Raw genomic sequence first — 21,557 nt, forward strand, 5'->3', positions numbered from 1 at the left:
TTATCGATAGATTTCGCGGCGATGGCCGATTTCGACGACCAGCACGACCAGTTTCTGATCCTGGATATCGCAGATGATGCGGTAGTCGCCGACGCGATAGCGCCAGAGGTGGTTGAATTTCTGCCCCTCGAGCGCGCGACCGAGTTGACGCGGATTGTCGATGGGCTTGATTCTTGTGTGGAGAAAATCTCGAATGCGGGTTGCTTCCGTCTTTCCGATCTTCTGCAGATTTTTTATGGCCTTGTCGTCGAAATCAATCGTCCAGGCCAAGTTCGCGCTCCATTTCTTGCCACGAATAGGTACGGCTTTCGCCGCGCTCGCGCGCTTCGAGCACTTTTTCCGCCTTTTTCAGAAAGTAGGCGTCTTCAAGCCGTTCTTCGATGAGTTCGAGAAGGTAGGAATTCGGTTCCGTGCCCGCCTCTGCTGCGTACTGGAGCACCAAACGATGCATTTCTTCCGGCATTTCGATGGTGACGCGCTTGTTCATGGTTGGGCCTCTTCGTCTGGCTGCCAATATAACACCCGCACGCCCCACCTGCCAGCCTTCGCCCTTGCCGCCCAAGCCCCGATCCTCTAAGAAACCGCCTCAAATTGGCGACGAATGGACCTGCATCATGAACGACAAGTCGAAGAAACCGCAAAAGCTGAAAGCCCGTCTGCCCCGGGGTTTTGTCGACCGTTCCGCCGCCGATATCCGCGCCGTCAACGAGATGACCGCGAAGATCCGCGAGGTCTACGAACGTTACGGTTTCGATCCGGTCGAAACACCGCTGTTCGAATACACGGATGCGCTCGGAAAATTCCTGCCCGACAGCGACCGCCCGAACGAAGGCGTCTTCTCGCTGCAGGACGATGACGAGCAGTGGATGAGCTTGCGCTACGACCTGACGGCGCCGCTCGCCCGTCATGTCGCCGAAAATTTCAACGAGATCCAGCTTCCCTACCGCACCTATCGCGCCGGTTACGTCTTCCGCAACGAGAAGCCGGGTCCGGGCCGCTTCCGCCAATTCATGCAGTTCGACGCCGACAGTGTTGGCGCGCCCGGCGTGCAGTCGGATGCGGAAATGTGCATGATGATGGCCGATACCATGGAAGCGCTCGGCATCAAGCGCGGCGACTATGTCATCCGGGTGAACAACCGCAAGGTGCTTGACGGCGTTCTCGAAGCCATCGGCCTCGGCGGTGACGACAAGGCTGCCCAGCGGCTCAACGTTTTGCGCGCCATCGACAAGCTCGACAAGTTCGGCCCGGAAGGCGTGACGCTGTTGCTCGGACCGGGCCGCAAGGACGAATCCGGCGACTTCACCAAGGGTGCCGGCCTCGATGCCGAGCAGATCCGCAAGGTGCTGTTCTTCGTCGGCATCAAGGATTATGCCGAAAGCGCTGCCGAACTGGCCGAACTCGTCGCCGGCACGTCGAAGGGTGGTGAAGGTGTCGAGGAACTGAACCTCATCGGCGGCCTGGTCACCAGTGCCGGTTACCGCTCTGACCGGATCAAGATCGATCCTTCCGTCGTGCGCGGTCTCGAATATTACACCGGCCCGGTCTACGAGGCAGAGCTGCTGTTCGACGTCACCAACGAAAAAGGCGAAAAGGTCGTCTTCGGCTCCGTCGGCGGTGGCGGGCGGTATGATGGCCTCGTCTCGCGCTTCATGGGCCAGCCGGTGCCGGCCACCGGTTTCTCCATCGGCGTCTCGCGGCTGATGACGGCGCTCAAAAATCTCGGCAAGCTCGGCCAGGACGAGGTGATCGCCCCAGTCCTCGTCACCGTCATGGATGGCGATGTCGAGAGCATGGGCCGTTACCAGCGTTTCACGCAGGCGCTGCGTGCCGCCGGCGTCCGCGCCGAGATGTACCAGGGCAACTGGAAGAAATTCGGCAACCAGCTGAAATATGCCGACCGCCGCGGTTCGCCCGTTGCCATCATCCAGGGCGGCGATGAACGCGCCGAGGGTGTCGTGCAGATCAAGGACCTGATCGAAGGCAAGCGCCTCTCCGGCGAGATCGAGGACAATGCCGCCTGGCGCGAAGCCCGCGTGGCGCAGGAAACGGTGCCGGAAGCGGATCTGGTCGCCAAGGTTCTGGAGATCCTGGCAGCCCAGGCCGAGGACAGGGCACAGGCGGCTCGCAATGCTTGAGGCTTTCCGGGTGTCGGCCGACATCATGCCTTCACGGCTTGCTCCCTCTTCTCCCCGGCGGGGAGAAGGTGGCGCGCAGCGCCGGATGAGGGGGGCGCCGGTGCTGCAAACGGCTCTCGTTGCATTTCACTCGTCCGTCGCCTGCGCTCCGGCCGTTCGCGGCTTGCGCCGCTCGCCCCCTCATCTGCCCTTCGGGCATCTTCTCCCCGCTGGGGAGAAGATGGCGCTATCCGGTAGCGCAGGAGGAGAAACCCGATGCCGCTGATCAACATGCCGGACTTCGCGGCAAAACTGCTCGACGATTTTGCCGCCCGCGGCGCGTTGCGCATCGATACGCCGGTGATCCAGCCGGCCGCCCCCTTCCTCGACATGGCGGGCGAGGATCTGCGCCGCCGCATCTTCCTCACCGAAAGCGAAACCGGCGAAAGCCTGTGCCTCCGGCCGGAATTCACCATCCCTGTCTGCCTGCGCCATATCGAAAGCGCCACCGGCACGCCGCGGCGCTATTGTTATCTCGGCGAAGTGTTCCGCCAGCGGCGCGATGGCGAAAACGAATTCTACCAGTCGGGTATCGAGGATCTCGGCGAAACCGCCATTGCCGCTGCGGATGCGCGTGCCATCAACGATGCCGTCCAGATCATCGCCGGCCTGCTGCCCGGCCGCCCGCTTGCCGTGACGCTTGGCGACCAGGCGGTGTTCGAGGCGGTGGTGCGGGCGCTCGGCCTTCCCGGCGGCTGGCAGAAGCGCCTGATCCAGGCTTTTGGCAATACGGCGCAGATCGAGCAGATCCTGCTGCGGCTTGCCTCGCCGCAGCCGGTCACCGGGTTTGCGCCTGATATCGCCACCCTGCTGGGCGGGGACGAGGCGGCGCTGATCGCGCACATCGACCGCACCATGCAGGAAACCGGCTATTCCACCAATGCCAGCCGCTCGCCGCGCGAGATTGCTGCGAGGCTTAAGGAAAAGCTGTCGCTTGCCGAAACAAGGCTGGACGGCGCGGCGCTGCTGTTGCTGCGCGAATTCCTGTCGCTGGAACTGCCGCTTGCCGAGGCCTCAGCAGCGCTTGCCGGTTTTGCCGACGCGGCCGGTTTTTCGCTGAAAGGCGCGCTCGCCGGCTTCGAGGAGCGGGTGGCGGCGCTGACCGATCTCGGCATCGATCTTTCCCGCATCACCTACCGCGCCGCCTTCGGCCGGCCGCTTGATTATTACACCGGCCTGGTCTTCGAAGTGACGCGGGCAGGCGATGGCGCGGTGCTTGCCGGCGGCGGCCGTTTCGACCGGTTGCTGACACTGCTTGGCGCACGCGAGGACATACCGGCGGTCGGCTTCTCCCTGTGGCTGGACCGCATCGAACAAGCGAGGGCGCGCTGATGACCATCACCATCGCCTTGCCGTCCAAGGGGCGGATGAAAGAGGATTCGGCGGCGATCTTCGAACGTGCCGGCCTGCCGATCGTCGCCGTCGGCAACGAGCGCTCCTATCGCGGCCGTGTCGAGGGCTGGGACGATATCGAGATCGCCTTCCTCTCCGCGTCTGAAATCTCCCGCGAGATCGGCAATGGCAGCGTCGATTTCGGCGTTACCGGCGAAGATCTGGTGCGTGAAGAGCTTGCCGAGGCCGACCGGCGCATGGAGATCGCCGCCCGGCTCGGTTTCGGCCATGCGGATGTCGTCGTCGCCGTGCCGGAAATTTGGCTCGATGTCGACAGCATGGCCGACCTCGGCGATGTCGCCGCCGATTTCCGTGCCCGGCATGGCCGGCGCCTGGCGATCGCCACGAAATACTGGCGGCTGACCCAGCAATTCTTCTCCGGCAGCCATGGCATCCAGCTCTATCGCATCGTCGAAAGCCTGGGCGCAACGGAAGGCGCACCGGCCTCCGGTTCGGCCGATATCATCGTCGACATCACCTCCACCGGTTCGACGCTCCGCGCCAACCACCTGAAGGTTCTGCCGGACGGCGTCATCCTCAAATCCGAGGCCTGCCTGGTGCGGGCGCGGAAACCGGCCCATGAGGGCGATCCGCGCATAAGCCGGATCATCGAGGCGATCCGCGGCGCGCTCTGAGCCGATCTAAAGAATGGCGACAAAAAACCCGCCGGTCTAAACCGGCGGGTTTCTCGTCTTGGGGGCAGGGGATCGTTATCAGGCGTGGACGGCGGCACCGCCGCGGCGCGCATCGATCGAGTAGGCGCCTGCGCCGACCGTGGCGAGCAGGATGTAGGCGCCGGCCAGCGTGAAATTCTTCATCAGCATGATCTGGTTCAGGGCGGTCAGCCAGCCGTTGGCGGCGGCCGGGAAATCAGGAACGTTGATGGCGGCGCTGTGGAAGGCCAGGCCGGTGAACACGCAGAACAGGGCGAGCAGCCAGCCGACGATACGGGTCTGGAAACCGACGAGCACGGCAAGGCCGGTGACGAGTTCGAAGAGGCCGGCGAGGTAAGCCAGGACGTTTGCCGCCGGCATGCCGGCGCCGGCGATCATGCCGGCCGTACCGCTCGGATCGGCGAGCTTGCCGAAACCGGCATAGATGAACATGAAGGAAAGCAGAACGCGGGCGAGAAGAATGAGTGCACTGTTGGGACTGGACATTTTTGGCTCCTGTTGATCGGCCCTGTCTGGTCAGGACCGTCGGTTGAATTTCATGGCTCTTATGTGCCTGCTTTCAGTCGTCTTTGATAGATAAACGAACCGGGACATATCGTTCACAATTTGATGACAATCTCCCGGCAGGCGGCATGTTTCCGCGCCCGCCATCATTCTCCGCGATATGACGGATATCAATTGTCGCCCGCCGGTTTTCCCGTCTTGTCGCTCACGTTAAATCGATCAGGCGACCTCTTCCGCCGCGGTCGGGTGGGCGATATGTAGAAACTATCAGACCCAGGAGAACCGAATGGCCGATTTGTCCAACTTCCCCATCACCAGCCGCTGGCCCGCCCAAAATCCGGATGTCATCCAGCTCTATTCGCTGGCGACGCCGAATGGCGTGAAGATTTCCATCGCGTTGGAAGAGCTGGGGCTGCCCTATGAGGCGCATCTGATTTCGTTCGATACCGTCGACCAGAAGTCGCCGGAATTCGTCTCGCTCAATCCCAATGGCCGCATTCCGGCGATCATCGATCCCAATGGCCCGGATGGCAAACCGATCGGGCTGTTCGAATCCGGCGCGATCCTCATCTATCTCGCCGAAAAGACCGGCAAGCTGATCCCGGCCGACGCCGCCGGCCGCTATGAGACGATTGCCTGGGTGATGTTCCAGATGGGTGGCGTCGGGCCGATGTTTGGCCAGTTCGGCCACTTCTTCAAATATGCCGCCGCCAAGGTCGCCAACAATTCCTATCCGGTCGAGCGTTACCGCGACGAGGCCAAGCGCCTGCTTGGCGTGCTGGAAGAGCGCCTGTCATCCCGCCAGTGGATCATGGGTGACGAATACACGATTGCCGATATCGCGACCTTCCCCTGGGTGCGCGGCGTCGATGTCTTCTACGGCGGCAAGGATGTGCTCGAACTGGAGAAATTCCCGGCCGTCATGGACTGGGTAGCGCGTGCCTATGCCCGCCCGGCCAGCGAGAAGGGTTGGAAGGTTCCCTCGAAAGGGTGACCTTTCCGATACCGTCGGCCGCCAGCCGTTACTGGTGGCCGACGAGATGGACGCGTGGATCGAGCTTGAAGCGGGGATAGAGGAAAACCCCGATGAAGCGTCCCGATTGTCGCCCATCGAGTCCGGCCGACTCGCCGATGCAGAATACCGGTTGACGGAGCGCTGATTTCGGCTGGATGGTGCTGGAGTAGCAGAAGGACGAAGAATTCGTCGCTGCCTGTTCGAAAAGCTCCAGGATCCGCAGCTGGTCATGCGTTTCGTAGCAGCGCAGCAGGTTCAGCAGGCCGCATTCGGACTGGCTGACTCCGTGCATCGCCATGGAATGAGGGCCGAGGGAGACGATGCCGCTTTCCAAATCAGCCGTCCAGTCTTCGCTGATGCAGAGCTGTCTGAGAAGTTCATGATTCGCCTCCTCTGGGGAGTCCTGCGTAAAAGGCGTGGCAATATTGGTCCTGGCAATCTTGAACAAAAGTATTCCCCAGTCCGAAAATAAAGCATGCCTGCGCATGCTTGGCATTACACTTCGATCCAAATAACGCGTGACGATAGATTTCGTAAAAACAGACGAGGATCGACTTCGATCCCGTTGTGTTCGGTCAAGTAAGCTTTGCATAAAAGAAAGGCTGGACATGTCGATGCGCGGCTACGCATCGCAGGGCGATGGCAATGCTCCTCCACGCTCAACCCTCTGCATTCGAGGCAGCACTTATAGTTTCTTTTGTGTAAACGGCAACGTTTTTTTGCACGCGGCGGAGTTGCCGAAAAAAGCAGCGCGCAACGGCGAAGGGTCTGCCCAAAAAGAGAAAGGGGCGATCCGAAGACCGCCCCTTCCGAACTGAACCGGATGGCTCAGATGCAAGACATAAAGTCTTACATCATGTCCATGCCGCCCATGCCGCCCATGCCGCCCGGCATGCCGCCAGGAGCATCCTTCTTCGGCAGTTCGGCGATCATGGCTTCCGTCGTGATCAGCAGCGAAGCAACCGAAGCAGCGTTCTGCAGGGCGGTACGAACGACCTTGACCGGGTCGACGATACCCATGGCGATCATGTCGCCATATTCGCCGGTCTGGGCGTTGTAGCCGAAGTTGTCTTCGTTCTTGTCGAGAACCTTGCCAACAACGATCGAAGCTTCGTCACCGGCGTTGTCGGCGATCTGGCGAACCAGGGCCTGCAGAGCGCGGCGAACGATGTTGACGCCAGCTTCCTGGTCGTCGTTCTCGCCCTTGGCAGTGATCTTCGTGGAGGAACGCAGCAGGGCGATACCGCCGCCCGGTACGATGCCTTCCTGAACGGCAGCGCGCGTCGCGTTGAGAGCGTCGTCGATGCGGTCCTTCTTTTCCTTGACTTCGACTTCCGTCGAGCCGCCGACGCGGATGACGGCAACGCCGCCAGCGAGCTTGGCAAGACGTTCCTGCAGCTTTTCGCGGTCGTAGTCGGAAGAGGTTTCTTCGATCTGGGCCTTGATCTGCGCGACGCGGCCTTCGATGTCCGACTTGGCACCGGCACCGTCAACGATCGTCGTGTTTTCCTTGGAGATCGAGACCTTCTTGGAACGGCCGAGCATGTCGAGGGTGACATTTTCGAGCTTGATGCCGAGGTCTTCGGAGATGACAGTGCCGCCCGTCAGGATGGCGATGTCTTCGAGCATGGCCTTGCGGCGATCGCCGAAGCCCGGAGCCTTGACGGCAGCGATCTTCAGGCCGCCACGCAGCTTGTTGACGACGAGCGTAGCAAGAGCTTCGCCTTCGACGTCTTCAGCGATGATGAGGAGCGGCTTGCCGGTCTGGACGACGGCTTCGAGAACCGGAAGCATGGCCTGCAGGTTCGAGAGCTTCTTCTCGTGGAGGAGAATGAAGGCGTCTTCGAGGTCGGCAACCATCTTTTCAGCGTTGGTGACGAAGTAGGGCGACAGGTAGCCGCGGTCGAACTGCATGCCTTCGACGACTTCGAGTTCGGTTTCGGCGGTCTTGGCTTCTTCAACCGTGATGACGCCTTCGTTGCCGACCTTCTGCATGGCTTCAGCGATGTCGAGACCGACCTGCTTGTCGCCGTTTGCGGAGATCGTGCCAACCTGGGCAACTTCTTCCGACGTGGAGATCTTCTTGGCCTTGGCCTGGAGATCCTTGACGACTTCGGCAACGGCGAGATCGATGCCGCGCTTCAGGTCCATCGGGTTCATGCCGGCTGCAACGGCCTTGTTGCCTTCGCGAACGATGGCCTGGGCAAGAACGGTTGCGGTCGTGGTGCCGTCGCCGGCGATGTCGTTGGTCTTCGAAGCGACTTCGCGGACCATCTGGGCGCCCATGTTCTCGAACTTGTCTTCCAGTTCGATTTCCTTGGCGACGGAAACGCCGTCCTTGGTGATGCGCGGAGCGCCGAAGGACTTGTCGATAACAACGTTACGACCCTTCGGGCCGAGCGTTACCTTGACTGCGTCAGCGAGAACGTCCACGCCGCGCAGCATCTTTTCGCGCGCGCTGCGGCCGAATTTTACTTCTTTAGCTGCCATTTTCAAAACTCCCGAGCCACAATGGCTTCTTGGTGGTTTGTTGAGACTGATGGAACGGTCGGCCTGATCAGCCGATGATGCCCATGATGTCGGCTTCCTTCATGATCAGAAGGTCTTCGCCGTTGAGCTTGACTTCGGTGCCGGACCACTTGCCGAACAGGACGCGGTCGCCGGCCTTGACATCAAGCGGAACGACCTTGCCGGACTCGTCACGGGCGCCGGAGCCGACGGCGACGATTTCGCCTTCCTGCGGCTTTTCCTTGGCGGTATCCGGAATGATGATGCCGCCCTTGGTCTTGGCTTCAGATTCAACGCGACGAACGACGACGCGGTCGTGCAGCGGACGGAAATTGGTTGTCATTGTCTAATCCCTCGATCAAATGACTTCTGCGGATAGCGAGGCGATCCGCGCGGATGGCTGTTAGCACTCCTCTTTGCTGAGTGCCAGCGACGTTTGAGATAAGGAGCGGCGCCAAACGAGTCAAGGACGCGCCTTCTAAAAACTTTCAGAAAATATGGTTAGCAATACGGCATGAACCATCGAATCGAAAAAGATCTTGTCCTTGAACCACCGCAGGCTCCCTCTTTCGGGGACATGGTTGCGGTTTTTGCCCGCATCGGGCTCCTGAGCTTTGGCGGTCCCGCGGGTCAGATCGCCCTCATGCATCGCACGCTTGTCGATGAAAAACGCTGGATCTCGGAGGAGCGTTTCCTGCATGCGCTGAACTATTGCATGTTGCTGCCCGGCCCGGAGGCGCAGCAGCTTGCCACCTATGTTGGCTGGCTCCTGCACCGCACCCGCGGTGGGCTGGCAGCGGGTTTGCTATTCATCCTGCCGGGGCTTTTGGTCATTCTCGGCCTCTCCGCCGCCTATGCCGTCTTTCATGAGGCCGGCTGGCTGCAGGGATTGTTCTTCGGTCTCAAGGCCGCCGTGCTGGCCATCGTCATCGAGGCGGTGATCCGCGTCGGCAAGCGGGCGCTGAAACATCGCCTTCACTATGCGATCTGTGGTCTCTCCTTCCTGGCGCTGTTCGTCTTCAATATCCCGTTTCCGGTGGTGATCCTGGCTGCCGCCGTGGCCGGCCTGATCGCTGGGCGGTTCGCCGCTTTTTCCGCCGTGCCCGCTGAAGGCGACATGCTGTCCGGCCCGCCGACGTCGCTGCGCAGGACGCTTTTGACGCTCATCGCCTGGCTGCTCGTCTGGCAGGCGCCGCTTCTGCTGATCTTCGGATTGACGGCGGGCAACACAGACAATGTCTTTTCGTCGCTGTTCGGCTTCTTCTCGCAGATGGCAATCGTAACGTTCGGCGGTGCCTACGCCGTGTTGAGTTATGTGGCGCAGATGGCGTCCGGCCATTACGGCTGGCTCAGCCCCGGCGAGATGCTGGACGGCCTGGCGCTGGCCGAAACGACGCCGGGACCGCTGGTGCTGGTGCTCTGTTTTGTCGGCTTCATCGCCGCGTTCCGCAATCCGTTCGGCCTGGATCCGGTGCTGGCGGGTCTTGTCGGTGGCACGCTTGCAGCCTGGGCCACCTTTGCGCCAAGCTTTCTTTTCATCTTCGTCGGGGCGCCCTATGTCGAGCGCTTGCGCAAAAACCGCATCGTCGCCAATGCGCTGTCGGCGATCACCGCCGCTGTCACCGGCGTCATCCTCAATCTGGCGCTCTGGTTTGGCCTGCACGTGCTGTTCGGCGAAGTCGGGCGGCTGACGCTTCTATCCTCTCCGGGCGATGGCGGGCAGGCACCGCTCGCCTCGCTGCCCTGGCCGGTGTGGGCGAGTATCGATTGGGCGGCGCTGGCCCTGTCGCTTCTTTCCGCCGTGCTGGTGTTGCGCTTCCGCCTCGGTGTGGCGCCGGTGCTGGCGGTCGCCGCAGTCGCCGGCTGGATCGTCCGGGCGGCGCTTTGAAGGTTTTTGGAAGCACTGCAGTAAATTTCCTTGCCATCGTGCTGTTCCTTTGCGATGTCACCCCTTGATTTCGAAGAAAGCCGGGGTTTCGCATGGCCGAACGCATCCACAGTCTGCAGGACATCATCGAGCAATATGATGTGGTCCTCTGCGATGTCTGGGGCGTGGTGCACAATGGCATCGATCCGTTTCCGCTCGCCTGCGAGGCACTGCTGGCGGCGCGGCGCTCCGGTGTCACCGTCGTGCTGATCACCAATTCTCCGCGGCCTTCCGCCGGTGTCGTGTCGCAGTTCAAGGCGATCGGCGTCGGCGAGGAAACCTACGACCGGATCGTCACCTCCGGCGACGTCACCCGCGAGCTGATCGCCCGTCAGGGGCCGAAGAAGGTCTTCCTGCTTGGGCCGGAGCGCGACCTGCCGCTGCTGGAAGGGCTCGACGTCACCCGCGTCGACAGCGAGGAGGCTGAGATCATTCTCTGTTCCGGCCTGTTCCGCGACGAAGAGGAAAGCCCCGACGACTACCGCGACATGCTGGCGGCGCTGCAGGCCCGCAACCTGCCGATGATCTGCGCCAATCCCGACCTGGTGGTCGAACGCGGCACGAAGATGATCTACTGCGCCGGCTCGCTTGCCGCGCTTTACCGCGAACTGGGCGGCGAGACGCTGATCGCCGGCAAGCCGTTTTCGCCGATCTACGACGCCTGCCTTGCCAAGGCCGAGGCTTTGCGCGGCGCATTCGCCCGCGACCGCGTGCTCGCCATCGGCGACGGCATGCCGACGGATGTGCGCGGCGCCATCAACCAGGATCTCGACCTGCTTTACATCAGCGGCGGCATCCATGCCGCTGAATACGTCCGCGACGGCGCGACGGACGAGGCCGCACTTTCCGCCTTCTTGACGCGCAACGTTGCGGCGCCGAAATGGTGGATGCCGAAACTGGCGTGATTTTTCTGCAGACAGGTATGATGCGATGACCGTTTTCCACCGCAATGAAGCGAAAGAGGCCCTGCCGGAACGGCTGAAGGGCGGCGTGCTTGCCATCGGTAATTTCGACGGCGTGCATCGCGGCCATCAATCGGTGTTGAGCCGGGCGCTGGAAATCGCCGAAGATCGCAACGTGCCGGTGCTGGTGCTCACCTTCGAGCCGCATCCGCGCACCGTCTTCAAGCCGGAGACCCCGGTGTTCCGGCTGACGCCGGCGCCGCTGAAGGCGCGGCTGCTGGAGGGCATGGGTTTTCATTCGGTGATCGAATATCCCTTCACCCGCGAATTCTCGCAGCGCTCTGCCGATGAGTTCGTCTCCTCGGTGCTGATGGACTGGATCGGCGTCTCGGAAGTGGTAACCGGTTTCGATTTCCATTTCGGCCGCGGCCGCGAAGGCGGACCGGCCTTCCTGATGGAAGCCGGCAGCCGCAACGGTTTCGGCGTCACTCTGGTCGATGCCTTCCGCGACGAAAATGCCGAGGTGATCTCGTCCAGCCGCATCCGCAGCCTGCTGACCGAAGGCGCCGTGGCGGAAGCCGCCGGCCTCTTCGGCTACCGCTACACGGTGGAAGCCGAAGTCATCAAGGGCAAGCAGCTCGGCCGCACGCTCGGCTACCCCACCGCCAACATGTCGCTGCCACCGGAAGTCACGCTGCGCCCCGGCATCTACGCCGTGCGCTTCCGTCGCGCCTGCGGCACCATCCATGACGGCGTGGCGAGCTTCGGCTACCGCCCCACGGTGACCGAAGACGGCGCGGCCCTGCTCGAAACCTTCCTCTTCGATTATTCCGGCGATCTCTACGGCCAGATCTGCGCCGTCTCCTTCTTCGGCCACCTGCGCGACGAACTGAAGTTCGACGGGCTGGATGCGCTTGTCGTGCAGATGAAGAAGGACGAGGCCGAGGCCCGCGCCCTGCTTTCGGGCGTCCGGCCGATCAGCGCGGTGGATGCGACGATCGCGTTTTGAAGCTCAACGGCGGCGCAGGGGGAAGGCGGACGGTTCGTCGTGCCATGGGTCGAAGATCGCAGCGCCTGACGGTTTCATATCCTTGACATTGCGTGTCACGAGATAAAGATCGTGCTCGATCGCGGTTGCTGCAAGCAAGGTGTCGATGACCGGCGGAGCATGGCCGGTCAACTGCTTTATTCTTCCCGATACAGTGCCCCAGCGCCGGACGACCAGGTTGCCGAGTGGCAGAACGCGGCCCGCGAAACGCTCTTCCAAAGCGTCTCGGGCGGCGGCGTAACGATAACGATCAGGACCGTCACCGGGCAGGTTTTCGATGCCCTTGTCGTATTCGGCAAGGGTGAGGATGCTGATGAAGAAATGCCGCTCTTCCTGATCGGCAGCCCAACGTTTGACCGAAGGCGCACCGTTCGGATTGATCAGGGCTGCAATGACATTGGTGTCGAGCAGCCAGCCGATCACAATTCCACGTCCCGTCCACGGTCGTTTTCCCGCTCCAGGGCGAGATCGGGCAAGTCCAGGCTCTCCATGAACGTGACGAAGGGAATTTTCGGCCCGACATTTGTCAAGCGCTGAAATTCGTCGCTGCTCATGATCACGACGCTGTCGCGTCCGCGCACCGTAACATGCTGCGGGCCTTCGTCTTGCGCGCGCCGAACCACTTCGCTGAAGCGGGACTTGGCGATTTCAAGCGTCCAGCGGCCGGATTGTTGTTTGTCTGCAGGTTGTCGTGTCTGGGGCATAGGCCTCACCAACTGGTCAGCTGGTCAGTTATAAGCTCCTCGGGCCGGAAAGTCCATTCCGTCGCCGGGGCTCTGCTTTACCTCTTCCTTTCCGCCGCAAAAACGCTTAAACAACCCGCCGACATGACCCGATTTCGGCAGATCATAGCACTACGAATTATCGGCCCGGCCTCCCGCGCGCTATAAGAGCTGCCGGAAGGTCCGGGTTTTTGGCGCTTTTGCGAGCGCCCTCCGTCACCGATATTCCCCTGTTTCTCCTGCGCCCGCTCCCTGTGGCGCGAAAGACGATGGCACGGACCATGACCGATACCGCTGATAAGATCGATTATTCCAAGACCCTTTACTTGCCCGAAACCGAGTTCCCGATGCGCGCCGGCCTGCCGCAGAAGGAGCCGGAAATGGTGGCCCGCTGGCAGTCCACGGGCCTCTACAAGCAACTGCGCGCCTCCGCCGCCGGCCGCGAAAAATTCGTGCTGCACGACGGCCCGCCCTATGCCAACGGCAACATCCACATCGGCCACGCGCTGAACAAGATCCTCAAGGATGTCATCACCCGCTCGTTCCAGATGCGAGGCTTCGATTCCAACTACGTTCCGGGCTGGGATTGCCACGGCCTGCCGATCGAGTGGAAGATCGAGGAAAAATACCGCGAGAAGGGCAAGAACAAGGACGAGGTTCCGGTCAACGAATTCCGCCAGGAATGCCGCGAATTCGCCGCCGGCTGGATCAAGGTGCAGTCCGAAGAATTCAAGCGCCTCGGCATCGAGGGCGACTTCGAAAATCCCTACACGACGATGAACTTCCATTCGGAAGCCCGCATCGCCGGCGAGCTCTTGAAGATCGCCAAGTCCGGCCAGCTCTACCGCGGCTCCAAGCCGATCATGTGGTCGGTGGTCGAGCGCACGGCGCTTGCCGAAGCCGAGGTCGAATACCAGGATTACGAAAGCGACATGATCTGGGTAAAATTCCCGGTCGTTGCTGGGAAGGGCTGGCCCGAAAATTATCGGTTGGAGAAAGACGAAGAGATCCCAACTGTTGATAGCTCGATCAAGTTGGCCGAAGCATCTGTTGTTATCTGGACCACGACACCTTGGACGATTCCTGGAAATCGTGCGATCGCATTTTCCTCTCGGTTTGCATATGGTCTCTACGAAGTGGCGACGGCTGAAAACGATTTTGGTCCGCAGCCGGGAGAAAGACTCATTTTTGCGAAGCGGCTTGCGGAAGAGTGTGCTGCCAAAGCTAAGGTGACACTCAAGCTCATTGACGATGTTACAGGCACCGAACTCGGCGCCGTGCTTTGCGCCCACCCGCTCGCGTCCCTCGGCTACGATTTCAAGGTGCCGCTTCTCGACGGCGACCATGTCACCGACGATGCCGGTACCGGTTTCGTGCACACCGCCCCCAGCCACGGCCGCGAAGACTTCGATGCCTGGATGGCCAATGCCCGCGCTCTCGATGCCCGCGGCATCTCGACGAAGATCCCGTTCACCGTCGACGACGCCGGTTTCTACACGGCGGACGCGCCCGGTTTCGGCCCCGAGTCCGAAGGTGGCGCCGCGCGCGTCATCGACGACAAGGGCAAGAAGGGCGATGCGAACGACCGCGTCATCAAGGCGCTGATCGCTGCCGGCAACCTGTTCGCCCGCGGGCGGTTGAAGCACACCTATCCGCATAGCTGGCGCTCCAAGAAGCCGGTGATCTTCCGCAACACACCGCAGTGGTTCGTCTACATGGACAAGACGCTGGCCGACGGCACGACGCTGCGTTCGCGCGCCCTCCAGGCGATCGACGACACCCGTTTCGTGCCCGCTGCCGGCCAGAACCGCCTGCGTGCCATGATCGAAAGCCGCCCGGACTGGGTCCTGTCGCGCCAGCGCGCCTGGGGCGTGCCGATCTGCGTCTTCGTCGACGAGAAGGGCGAAATCCTGCAGGACGAGGCGGTCAATGCCCGCATCCTCGAAGCCTTCGAGAAGGAAGGCGCCGACGCCTGGTTCGCCGAGGGCGCCAAGGAACGCTTCCTCGGCAACGGGCACGACCAGGAGAAATGGGCGCAGGTGCGCGACATTCTCGACGTCTGGTTCGACTCTGGCTCGACCCACACCTTTACGCTGGAAGACCGCCCCGACCTGAAATGGCCGGCCGATGTCTACCTCGAAGGTTCCGACCAGCATCGCGGCTGGTTCCATTCCTCGCTGCTGGAATCGGCGGCGACGCGTGGCCGCGCGCCCTACAATGCCGTCATCACCCATGGTTTCACCATGGACGAGAAGGGCGAGAAGATGTCGAAGTCGAAAGGCAACGTCGTCTCGCCGCAGGAAGTGATGAAGGATGCCGGCGCCGATATCCTGCGCCTCTGGGTGATGACCACCGATTACTGGGACGACCAGCGTCTCGGCAAGGCGATCATCCAGACCAACATCGATGCCTACCGCAAGCTGCGCAACACGGTGCGCTGGATGCTCGGCACGCTCGCCCACGACAAGGGCGAGGAGATCGCTTATGCCGACATGCCGCAGCTCGAAAAACTGATGCTGCACCGCCTGTCTGAGCTCGACCAGCTGGTGCGCGAGTCCTACGACGCCTTCGACTTCAAGCGCATCACCCGCGCCCTGATCGATTTCTCGAATGTCGAGCTTTCGGCCTTCTACTTCGATATCCGCAAGGATGCGCTTTATTGCGACGCGCCGTCCAGCCTGCGCCGGCGTGCGAGCCTTGCGGCGATCCGCAAGATCTTCGATTGCCTGGTGACTTGGCTTTCGCCGATGCTGCCCTTCACCATGGAAGAGGCCTGGCTGTCGCGCAATCCGGCCGCCGCCTCCGTGCATCTCGAACAGTTCCCGGCCATTCCCGCCGAGTGGCGCAACGACGCGCTGGAAGCGAAGTGGGAAAAGGTCCGCGACGTCCGCAAGGTCGTCACCGGTGCCTTGGAAATCGAGCGCAAGGACAAGCGGATCGGTTCGTCGCTGGAAGCAGCTCCGGTCGTCCACATCGCCGATGCCGAGCTGCTGGCGGCGCTGGAAGGCCAGGATTTCGAGGAAATCTGCATCACCTCGGGCATCTCCATCGTCTCCGGCGAAGGCCCGGCCGATGCCTTCCGTCTGCCGGAAGTGGCGGGCGTCAGCGTCGAGCCGAAGCTTGCCGAAGGCACCAAATGCGCCCGTTCCTGGCGCATCACCACCGATGTCGGCACCGATCCGGCCTATCCGGACGTTTCGGCCCGCGACGCTGTGGCACTGCGGGAACTGGGCGTATTGCCTGCATAAACTCTGCCGGATGAATTGCGCTTTGGTGGTTCATCCGGTAAAGCTGCCTGAAAATGGCCGGATTTTTCAGGCAATCGCATGGTTAAAGGGCGATGAAATGGGGATGCCGGCACTATAAAGCACCGGCATGGCTGGAAGGGTACGCATGAAGATCACGCACGAGTTTCGAGTAGCCGCCAGCATGGCCGCGCTTGTCGGCGCCTGCCTGTCGCTGTCCAGTTGCATGAGCAGCCCGACCTACGGCACGGACAAGACGGCGGCGGAGCAGTTGATCACCGACCTCGGCGATGCGACGGCCCTGACGACCAAGAAAGACAAGAACCTCAAATATTCGCCGCGTCCCGGCCTCGTCCTGCCGGGCGAATCCAACAAGCTGGCCTTGGTCGAGCCGCAGGAATCGCTGGCCGGCAAGGACAATCCGCAATGGGTGGAATCGCCGGAAGAAACCCGCAAGCGCCTGGTCGACGATGCCGAGACCAACAAGAACAAGCCGCATTACCGCTCGCCGCTGGCGCTGACCGGCGCCAATGCGCGCAGCCTGAATACCGACGAGCAGCTGGCCACCTACCGTGCCGCCCGTGCCGAACAGAAGGGCGCCTATAGCGATCGCCGCTATCTGAGCGACCCGCCGGCGGAATATCGCGCCGTGTCCGACCAGGCCGTGCTCGACGATCTCGGCGAACCCGAGCGCAAGAAGGAAAAGCGGCGCAAGAAGGAAGCTGCGGCTGAAAAGCAGAGCAGCCGCTGGTGGATGCCGTTCCAATAACCGTTCGCCATCTGGCGGAAATGAACAGAACGCGGCGCTCCGGTGTCGCGTTTTTTATTTGGGGTGGAAAGTATGGATGCTGACGTAAAGAGCGTAACCCGCAAGACTTTCACGATCCGCGAGGCGGTGGTCGAGGATTCGGCCGTCATCGCCGGTTTCATCCGCGAACTGGCGATCTACGAAAAAGCCGAACATGAGGTCGAGGCGACGCCGGAAACGGTCGCTGCGTCGCTGTTCGGGCCGTTGTCGGTGACGCGCGGGCTGATCTGCGAACATGAGGGCAGGGCGGTCGGCTTTGCAGTCTGGTTCTTCAGCTATTCCACCTGGCTGGCGAAGAACGGGCTCTATCTCGAAGACCTCTACGTGACGCCGGATTATCGCGGCTCCGGCGCCGGCAAGGTGTTGTTGAAGCGCCTGGCGAAGATCGCCGTCGACAATGGCTGCGGCCGGTTCGAATGGAGCGTGCTCGACTGGAACACAACGGCGATCAAGGTCTACGACGCCATCGGTGCCGAACCGCAGAACGAGTGGATCCGCTATCGCATGAGCGGCGAAACGCTGAAGGCTTTCGCCGAGGATTGAGGCTTGCCAGCTACGCCACTGCAAGACGCAGAGGCTGGCATCATCGTGCCTCCCGCCGCTCGTGGAAGAAGCTCTTGAGCATCACCCGCGCCTCATTTTCGGAGAAACCGGAATAGACGTCGGGCGCGTGGTGGCAGGTCGGCTGGCGGAAGAAGCGCACGCCATTGTCGACAGCGCCGCCCTTCTCGTCCTCGGCGCCGTAATAGAGCCGCCGGATGCGGGCGAAGGAGATAGCTGCGGCACACATGGTGCAGGGTTCGAGCGTGACGTAGAGATCGGCGCCCGTCAGTCGCTCCTGGCCGAGATCGGCGGCGGCCTGTCGGAGCACCAGAACTTCGGCATGGGCGGTAACGTCGTTCATCTCGCGGTTGCGGTTGCCGTTGCTGGCGATGACCGCTCCATCGAGCACCAGCACGGCGCCGACGGGGATTTCGCCGCGTCCGGCCGCCGCTTTCGCCTCGTCGAGCGCAAGCGCCATGAATTGATTTGTCGGCGCCATGCAACTATTTCCTCTTAACCCCGACCGCACGACCTGATACGACAGCCAAAACCAAGGCAAACAACAAATGACACCCAAAGACAAGCCCAAGCGGGCAGCCGGCAAACCGTTCGCCGGCGACAAGAAGAACAAGACATCGGGCGAGGCTGCCGAAAAGAAGGCAAGTGCGGCGAGATCCGCCAAGCCGAAGCCGGCCGTCGACGCGGCGCCGGAGAGCGGTCCGGACAAGCCCGAACGCATCTCGAAAATCCTTGCGCGGGCTGGTGTGGCGTCGCGCCGCGACGTTGAGCGCATGATTTCCGAAGGCCGCGTGCGGCTGAACGGCACGCTTCTGGAGACGCCGGTCGTCAACGCCACGCTTGCAGACCGCATCGAGGTCGACGGCGTGCCGATCCGCGGCATCGAGCGCACCCGCCTGTGGCTCTATCACAAGCCGGCCGGCCTGGTGACCACCAATGCCGATCCGGAAGGCCGCCCGACGGTTTTCGACAACCTGCCGGAAGGCCTGCCGCGCGTCATGTCGGTCGGCCGCCTCGACATCAACACCGAAGGCCTGCTGCTGCTGACCAACGACGGCGGCCTGTCCCGCGTGCTCGAGCTGCCGGCAACCGGCTGGCTGCGCCGTTACCGCGTGCGCGCCCATGGCGACGTCGATCAGGCGGCGCTCGACAAGTTGAAGGAAGGCATTGCCGTTGACGGCGTGCTCTACGGCGGCATCGACGCGACGCTCGACCGCACCCAGGGCCACAACGTCTGGATCACCATGGGTCTTCGCGAAGGCAAGAACCGCGAAATCAAGAACGTGCTCGGCGCGCTCGGTCTCGAGGTCAACCGCCTGATCCGTATCTCCTATGGCCCGTTCCAGCTTGGCGACCTGCCGGAAGGCGACGTGATCGAGGTTCGCGGCCGCACGCTGCGCGACCAGCTCGGCCCGCGCCTGATCGAAGAAGCCAAGGCGAATTTCGACGCGCCGCTCTACGATTCTCCGGCGGCTGCTACGGCGGACGAGGAAGAGAACAACTGGAAGGCCGAAGAAAAACCGCGCAAGGCCCTGCGTGAAAAGCCGGGCGACAAGCGCGAGCGCCTGCTCGGCCGCCTGGACACCCGCAAGGACGAACGTTTCGGCAAGACCGAGCGCAGCCGCGGCAACGACGGCGAGGAGCGCCCGAAGCGCAAGCCGATGGGCCATGGTCGTACGGCAAACGTCTGGATGGCGCCCGGCGCCCGCCCGGTTGCTGAAAAATCCGAAAAGCCGGCCGAGGGCGGCGAAAAGCGCACGCCACGCGCCCGTCCGGAAGGCGCACCGCAATCGAAGCGTTACGGTCGCACCAAGGATGGCCAGCCGACACGAACCAAGACCAAGCACGATCCGGATCGCGAAAAGCGTCCGGTCGGCCGGCCCGATACCGGCCCACGCGTCGTCGTCCAGCGTGCCGAGGAAGACAGCGACTGGATCCGCGCCGACGCGCCGGCCAGCAAGCCGCGTGGCGAAGAGGGTGGTTTCGAGCGTAAGCGGTCCTTCGGTGATCGCCAGCGCGGCGAAGGCAGGCCGTCTCGCGACGGCGGTGATCGTCCGGCGCGTGGTGACCGCTCCTTTGGCGACCGCCCGGCAAAACCGCGGGGCGAACGTTCCGATCGTGGTGATCGTCCTTTCGGCGATCGGCCGCGTGGTGAAGGAAGACCAGCCCGCAGCGAAGGCGGCGACCGTCCGCGTGGACGCTCGTTCTCGGGAGAAGGCCGCGATGAGCGTCCGGCCCGTGGCGACCGGCCCTTTGGCGACCGTCCGTCCAAGCCGCGTGGCGATCGTGCCGATCGTCCTCGTGGTGAAGGCAGCGAGCGCCCGCGCTCCCGGCCGTTTGCGGCGGAAGGTCGTGAGGATCGTCCGGCGCGCGGCGACCGGCCGTTCAAGCCGCGCGGGGAGCGTTCCTTCGGCGATCGCCCGGCGCGTGATGGCGCAGAGGGTGACCGTCCGAGAGGCGGCAAGCCTGCCGGAAAATCGTTCGGCGGCAAGCCGGGCGGTGCAAAATCGTTTTCCGGCAAGCCGCGTGGCGACCGGCCGGACGGCGGTGGCCCGAAGGGCGGCAAACCAGGTGGCAGTCGAGGTGGGGTAAAGCGCGGTGCGGATCGTCGGCGGTGAATTCAGAGGCCGCCCGCTTGCCGTTCCGCAGTCGAATGCCATCCGGCCGACCACGGACCGCACGCGCGAAAGCCTGTTCAACATCCTGGCGCATGCCTATCCGGAAAGCCTTGACGGCACGCGGGCGCTAGACCTGTTTGCCGGCACCGGCGCTGTCGGCCTCGAAGCTGTCTCGCGCGGTTGCAAGCAGGTGCTGTTCGTCGAAAGCAGCGTCGAAGGCCGCGGCATCCTCTGGGAAAACATCGAGGCGCTCGGCCTGCACGGTCGGGCCCGCATGCTGCGTCGCGATGCGACGAAGCTCGGGACGGTGGGCACGGCGGAGCCGTTCGATTTCCTGTTCGCCGATCCACCCTATGCCCAGGGGCTGGGGGAAAAGGCATTTGCCTCCGCCCACTCCGGCGGCTGGCTTGCGCCGGGTGCGCTGTGCATACTGGAAGAGCGGGCTGACGTGACCATCGAAGCGGCTTCCGTCTTCAAGTTTCTGGAAGAGCGGACGTTCGGCGATACCAAGATGCATTTTTTCCGCTACCAGCCGGATTGATCGAAGGGGCGCGCCGCGATGCAGGATGACATCACTGCCGCCGGCGCGGCCTCCCAAAAATACAACAGCACGTCGCCCAGCGTGGCGATAGCCTTCGGTGGCGGCGGTGCGCGGGGCATCGCCCACATCCATATCGTCGAAGCCCTTGACGAACTCGGCATCCGGCCGGTGATGATCGCCGGATCGTCGATCGGCGCCATCATCGGTTCGGGCATGGCGGCCGGCATGAGCGGCCGGGAGATCGCCGATTACACGCTGGCAACCATCGGCCAGCCGAAAACCGTCGCCAACAAGCTGTGGAGCCTGCGGCCGGCCAGCGTCCGGTCTGCCATGACAGGCGGTTTCCGTCTCGGCCAGTTCAATCTCGAACGTATTCTCAAGGCTTTCCTGCCGCCGGCCATTCCGGAGGATTTTTCGCAGCTGCAGATCCCGCTCAAGGTCTCCGCCACCGATTATTACGGCCAGGCCGAACTGGTGATCGAGACCGGCGATCTCTATCCGGCGCTGGCGGCTTCGGCCGCCATTCCGGCTCTGTTCATGCCGGTGCGCATCGGCGAACGGATCATGATCGACGGCGGCATCTTTAACGCCGTGCCTTACGAACATCTGCTCGGCCATGCCGATATCGTCATCGGCGTCGATGTCGTCGGCGCGCCGGAAGGCGACGGCAGCCACATGCCAAACCGCATCGACAGCCTGTTCGGCGCCGGCCAGCTGATGATGCAGGCCAACATCGCCATGAAGCTCCGGCTGCAGCCGGCGCATGTCTTCCTGCGCCCCGCGGTCAACCGTTTTCGCGTTCTCGATTTCCTCAAGGCGCGCGATATCCTGACGGAATCCGCCGGCATCAAGGACGAGTTGAAGCGGGCGCTCGACAGAGAAATCGAAGCCTTCGCCCGCGCATGACGTCAGTGT

Annotated in this window: 22 protein-coding genes; 13 read left to right on the forward strand and 9 right to left on the reverse strand. The window is 62.6% G+C overall.

Going from position 1 to position 21,557, the window contains the following annotated elements:
* Positions 1-270, reverse strand: coding sequence for a type II toxin-antitoxin system RelE family toxin (locus ACSQ3I_RS03940; RefSeq protein WP_435996170.1), 270 nt, complete (start codon positions 268-270; stop codon positions 1-3).
* On the reverse strand, positions 254-487 hold the full coding sequence (gene relB, locus ACSQ3I_RS03945; protein WP_435996171.1) for a type II toxin-antitoxin system RelB family antitoxin: 234 nt from the start codon (positions 485-487) through the stop codon (positions 254-256). The genes ACSQ3I_RS03940 and relB overlap by 17 nt, the downstream gene beginning before the upstream one ends.
* Positions 488-614: 127 nt before the next feature.
* On the opposite strand from relB, the gene hisS reads away from it, so the two are divergent.
* From hisS to hisG, 3 genes are all read left to right on the forward strand, one after another.
* Positions 615-2,138, forward strand: a complete 1,524-nt coding sequence (hisS, locus tag ACSQ3I_RS03950; RefSeq protein WP_435996173.1) for a histidine--tRNA ligase — start codon at positions 615-617, stop codon at positions 2,136-2,138.
* 255 nt (positions 2,139-2,393) lie between these two features.
* Positions 2,394-3,509 carry an ATP phosphoribosyltransferase regulatory subunit gene (locus tag ACSQ3I_RS03955; protein WP_435996175.1) on the forward strand — a complete coding sequence of 372 codons (1,116 nt, stop codon included), beginning with the start codon at positions 2,394-2,396 and terminating at the stop codon, positions 3,507-3,509.
* Positions 3,509-4,204: an ATP phosphoribosyltransferase gene (gene hisG / locus ACSQ3I_RS03960; RefSeq protein ID WP_435996177.1), complete on the forward strand. Its 696-nt coding sequence runs from the start codon at positions 3,509-3,511 to the stop codon at positions 4,202-4,204. The genes ACSQ3I_RS03955 and hisG overlap by 1 nt, the downstream gene beginning before the upstream one ends.
* A gap of 78 nt (positions 4,205-4,282) precedes the next feature.
* Here hisG and ACSQ3I_RS03965 read toward each other — a convergent pair whose 3' ends face one another.
* Complete coding sequence (locus ACSQ3I_RS03965) at positions 4,283-4,729, reverse strand: DoxX family protein (protein ID WP_435996179.1); 447 nt, start codon at positions 4,727-4,729, stop codon at positions 4,283-4,285.
* Positions 4,730-5,033: 304 nt separating this feature from the next.
* On the opposite strand from ACSQ3I_RS03965, the gene ACSQ3I_RS03970 reads away from it, so the two are divergent.
* Positions 5,034-5,741 carry a glutathione binding-like protein gene (locus tag ACSQ3I_RS03970; RefSeq protein WP_435996181.1) on the forward strand — a complete coding sequence of 236 codons (708 nt, stop codon included), beginning with the start codon at positions 5,034-5,036 and terminating at the stop codon, positions 5,739-5,741.
* 28 nt (positions 5,742-5,769) lie between these two features.
* Here the strand turns inward: ACSQ3I_RS03970 and ACSQ3I_RS03975 are convergent, their stop codons facing one another.
* The 3 genes from ACSQ3I_RS03975 to groES all read right to left on the reverse strand — a co-directional run bounded on the left by ACSQ3I_RS03975 (position 5,770) and on the right by groES (position 8,613).
* Positions 5,770-6,210, reverse strand: a complete 441-nt coding sequence (locus ACSQ3I_RS03975; RefSeq protein WP_435996183.1) for a hypothetical protein — start codon at positions 6,208-6,210, stop codon at positions 5,770-5,772.
* 401 nt (positions 6,211-6,611) lie between these two features.
* Entirely contained in the window at positions 6,612-8,252 is a 1,641-nt protein-coding gene (gene groL, locus ACSQ3I_RS03980) for a chaperonin GroEL (protein ID WP_435996185.1), read from the reverse strand.
* Between the two features lie 67 nt (positions 8,253-8,319).
* A complete protein-coding gene (gene groES, locus ACSQ3I_RS03985) occupies positions 8,320-8,613 on the reverse strand; it encodes a co-chaperone GroES (RefSeq protein ID WP_109456476.1) in 294 nt (97 codons plus the stop codon).
* 171 nt (positions 8,614-8,784) lie between these two features.
* Here groES and chrA point away from each other — a divergent pair, with 171 nt between their 5' ends.
* From chrA to ACSQ3I_RS04000, 3 genes are all read left to right on the forward strand, one after another.
* Positions 8,785-10,158: a chromate efflux transporter gene (gene chrA / locus ACSQ3I_RS03990; protein ID WP_435996187.1), complete on the forward strand. Its 1,374-nt coding sequence runs from the start codon at positions 8,785-8,787 to the stop codon at positions 10,156-10,158.
* A gap of 92 nt (positions 10,159-10,250) precedes the next feature.
* On the forward strand, positions 10,251-11,102 hold the full coding sequence (locus ACSQ3I_RS03995) for a TIGR01459 family HAD-type hydrolase (RefSeq protein WP_435996189.1): 852 nt from the start codon (positions 10,251-10,253) through the stop codon (positions 11,100-11,102).
* Between the two features lie 25 nt (positions 11,103-11,127).
* Positions 11,128-12,108, forward strand: a complete 981-nt coding sequence (locus tag ACSQ3I_RS04000; protein ID WP_435996191.1) for a bifunctional riboflavin kinase/FAD synthetase — start codon at positions 11,128-11,130, stop codon at positions 12,106-12,108.
* A 3-nt stretch (positions 12,109-12,111) separates the two neighbouring features.
* Here the strand turns inward: ACSQ3I_RS04000 and ACSQ3I_RS04005 are convergent, their stop codons facing one another.
* Positions 12,112-12,570 (reverse strand): type II toxin-antitoxin system VapC family toxin, encoded by a 459-nt coding sequence (locus ACSQ3I_RS04005; RefSeq protein ID WP_435996193.1) that lies wholly within the window; start codon positions 12,568-12,570, stop codon positions 12,112-12,114.
* Complete coding sequence (locus ACSQ3I_RS04010) at positions 12,567-12,851, reverse strand: type II toxin-antitoxin system Phd/YefM family antitoxin (RefSeq protein ID WP_435996195.1); 285 nt, start codon at positions 12,849-12,851, stop codon at positions 12,567-12,569. The genes ACSQ3I_RS04005 and ACSQ3I_RS04010 overlap by 4 nt, the downstream gene beginning before the upstream one ends.
* 299 nt (positions 12,852-13,150) lie before the next feature.
* On the opposite strand from ACSQ3I_RS04010, the gene ileS reads away from it, so the two are divergent.
* The 3 genes from ileS to ACSQ3I_RS04025 all read left to right on the forward strand — a co-directional run bounded on the left by ileS (position 13,151) and on the right by ACSQ3I_RS04025 (position 17,465).
* The gene (gene ileS, locus ACSQ3I_RS04015; protein WP_435996197.1) at positions 13,151-16,117 is read left to right on the forward strand and encodes an isoleucine--tRNA ligase; all 2,967 of its coding nucleotides are present in this window, start codon (positions 13,151-13,153) and stop codon (positions 16,115-16,117) included.
* Between the two features lie 145 nt (positions 16,118-16,262).
* The gene (locus ACSQ3I_RS04020; protein WP_435996199.1) at positions 16,263-16,883 is read left to right on the forward strand and encodes a hypothetical protein; all 621 of its coding nucleotides are present in this window, start codon (positions 16,263-16,265) and stop codon (positions 16,881-16,883) included.
* A 72-nt stretch (positions 16,884-16,955) separates the two neighbouring features.
* Positions 16,956-17,465: an N-acetyltransferase family protein gene (locus ACSQ3I_RS04025; RefSeq protein WP_435996200.1), complete on the forward strand. Its 510-nt coding sequence runs from the start codon at positions 16,956-16,958 to the stop codon at positions 17,463-17,465.
* Between the two features lie 40 nt (positions 17,466-17,505).
* Here the strand turns inward: ACSQ3I_RS04025 and ACSQ3I_RS04030 are convergent, their stop codons facing one another.
* Complete coding sequence (locus ACSQ3I_RS04030; RefSeq protein ID WP_435996202.1) at positions 17,506-17,964, reverse strand: nucleoside deaminase; 459 nt, start codon at positions 17,962-17,964, stop codon at positions 17,506-17,508.
* Positions 17,965-18,031: 67 nt separating this feature from the next.
* On the opposite strand from ACSQ3I_RS04030, the gene ACSQ3I_RS04035 reads away from it, so the two are divergent.
* Genes ACSQ3I_RS04035 through ACSQ3I_RS04045 form a run of 3 tightly spaced genes read left to right on the forward strand, consistent with a single transcriptional unit; the run spans position 18,032 to position 21,548 of the window.
* Positions 18,032-20,101, forward strand: coding sequence for a pseudouridine synthase (locus tag ACSQ3I_RS04035; protein WP_435996204.1), 2,070 nt, complete (start codon positions 18,032-18,034; stop codon positions 20,099-20,101).
* Positions 20,082-20,642 (forward strand): 16S rRNA (guanine(966)-N(2))-methyltransferase RsmD, encoded by a 561-nt coding sequence (rsmD, locus tag ACSQ3I_RS04040; protein WP_435996206.1) that lies wholly within the window; start codon positions 20,082-20,084, stop codon positions 20,640-20,642. Before ACSQ3I_RS04035 ends, rsmD begins: the two co-directional genes overlap by 20 nt.
* A gap of 18 nt (positions 20,643-20,660) precedes the next feature.
* The gene (locus ACSQ3I_RS04045) at positions 20,661-21,548 is read left to right on the forward strand and encodes a patatin-like phospholipase family protein (RefSeq protein ID WP_435996208.1); all 888 of its coding nucleotides are present in this window, start codon (positions 20,661-20,663) and stop codon (positions 21,546-21,548) included.
* Positions 21,549-21,557 lie beyond the last annotated feature (9 nt).

Origin of the sequence: Rhizobium sp. LjRoot30 (assembly GCF_964253915.1) — a bacterium.
In the GTDB taxonomy this organism is placed as follows: Bacteria; Pseudomonadota; Alphaproteobacteria; order Rhizobiales; family Rhizobiaceae; genus Metarhizobium.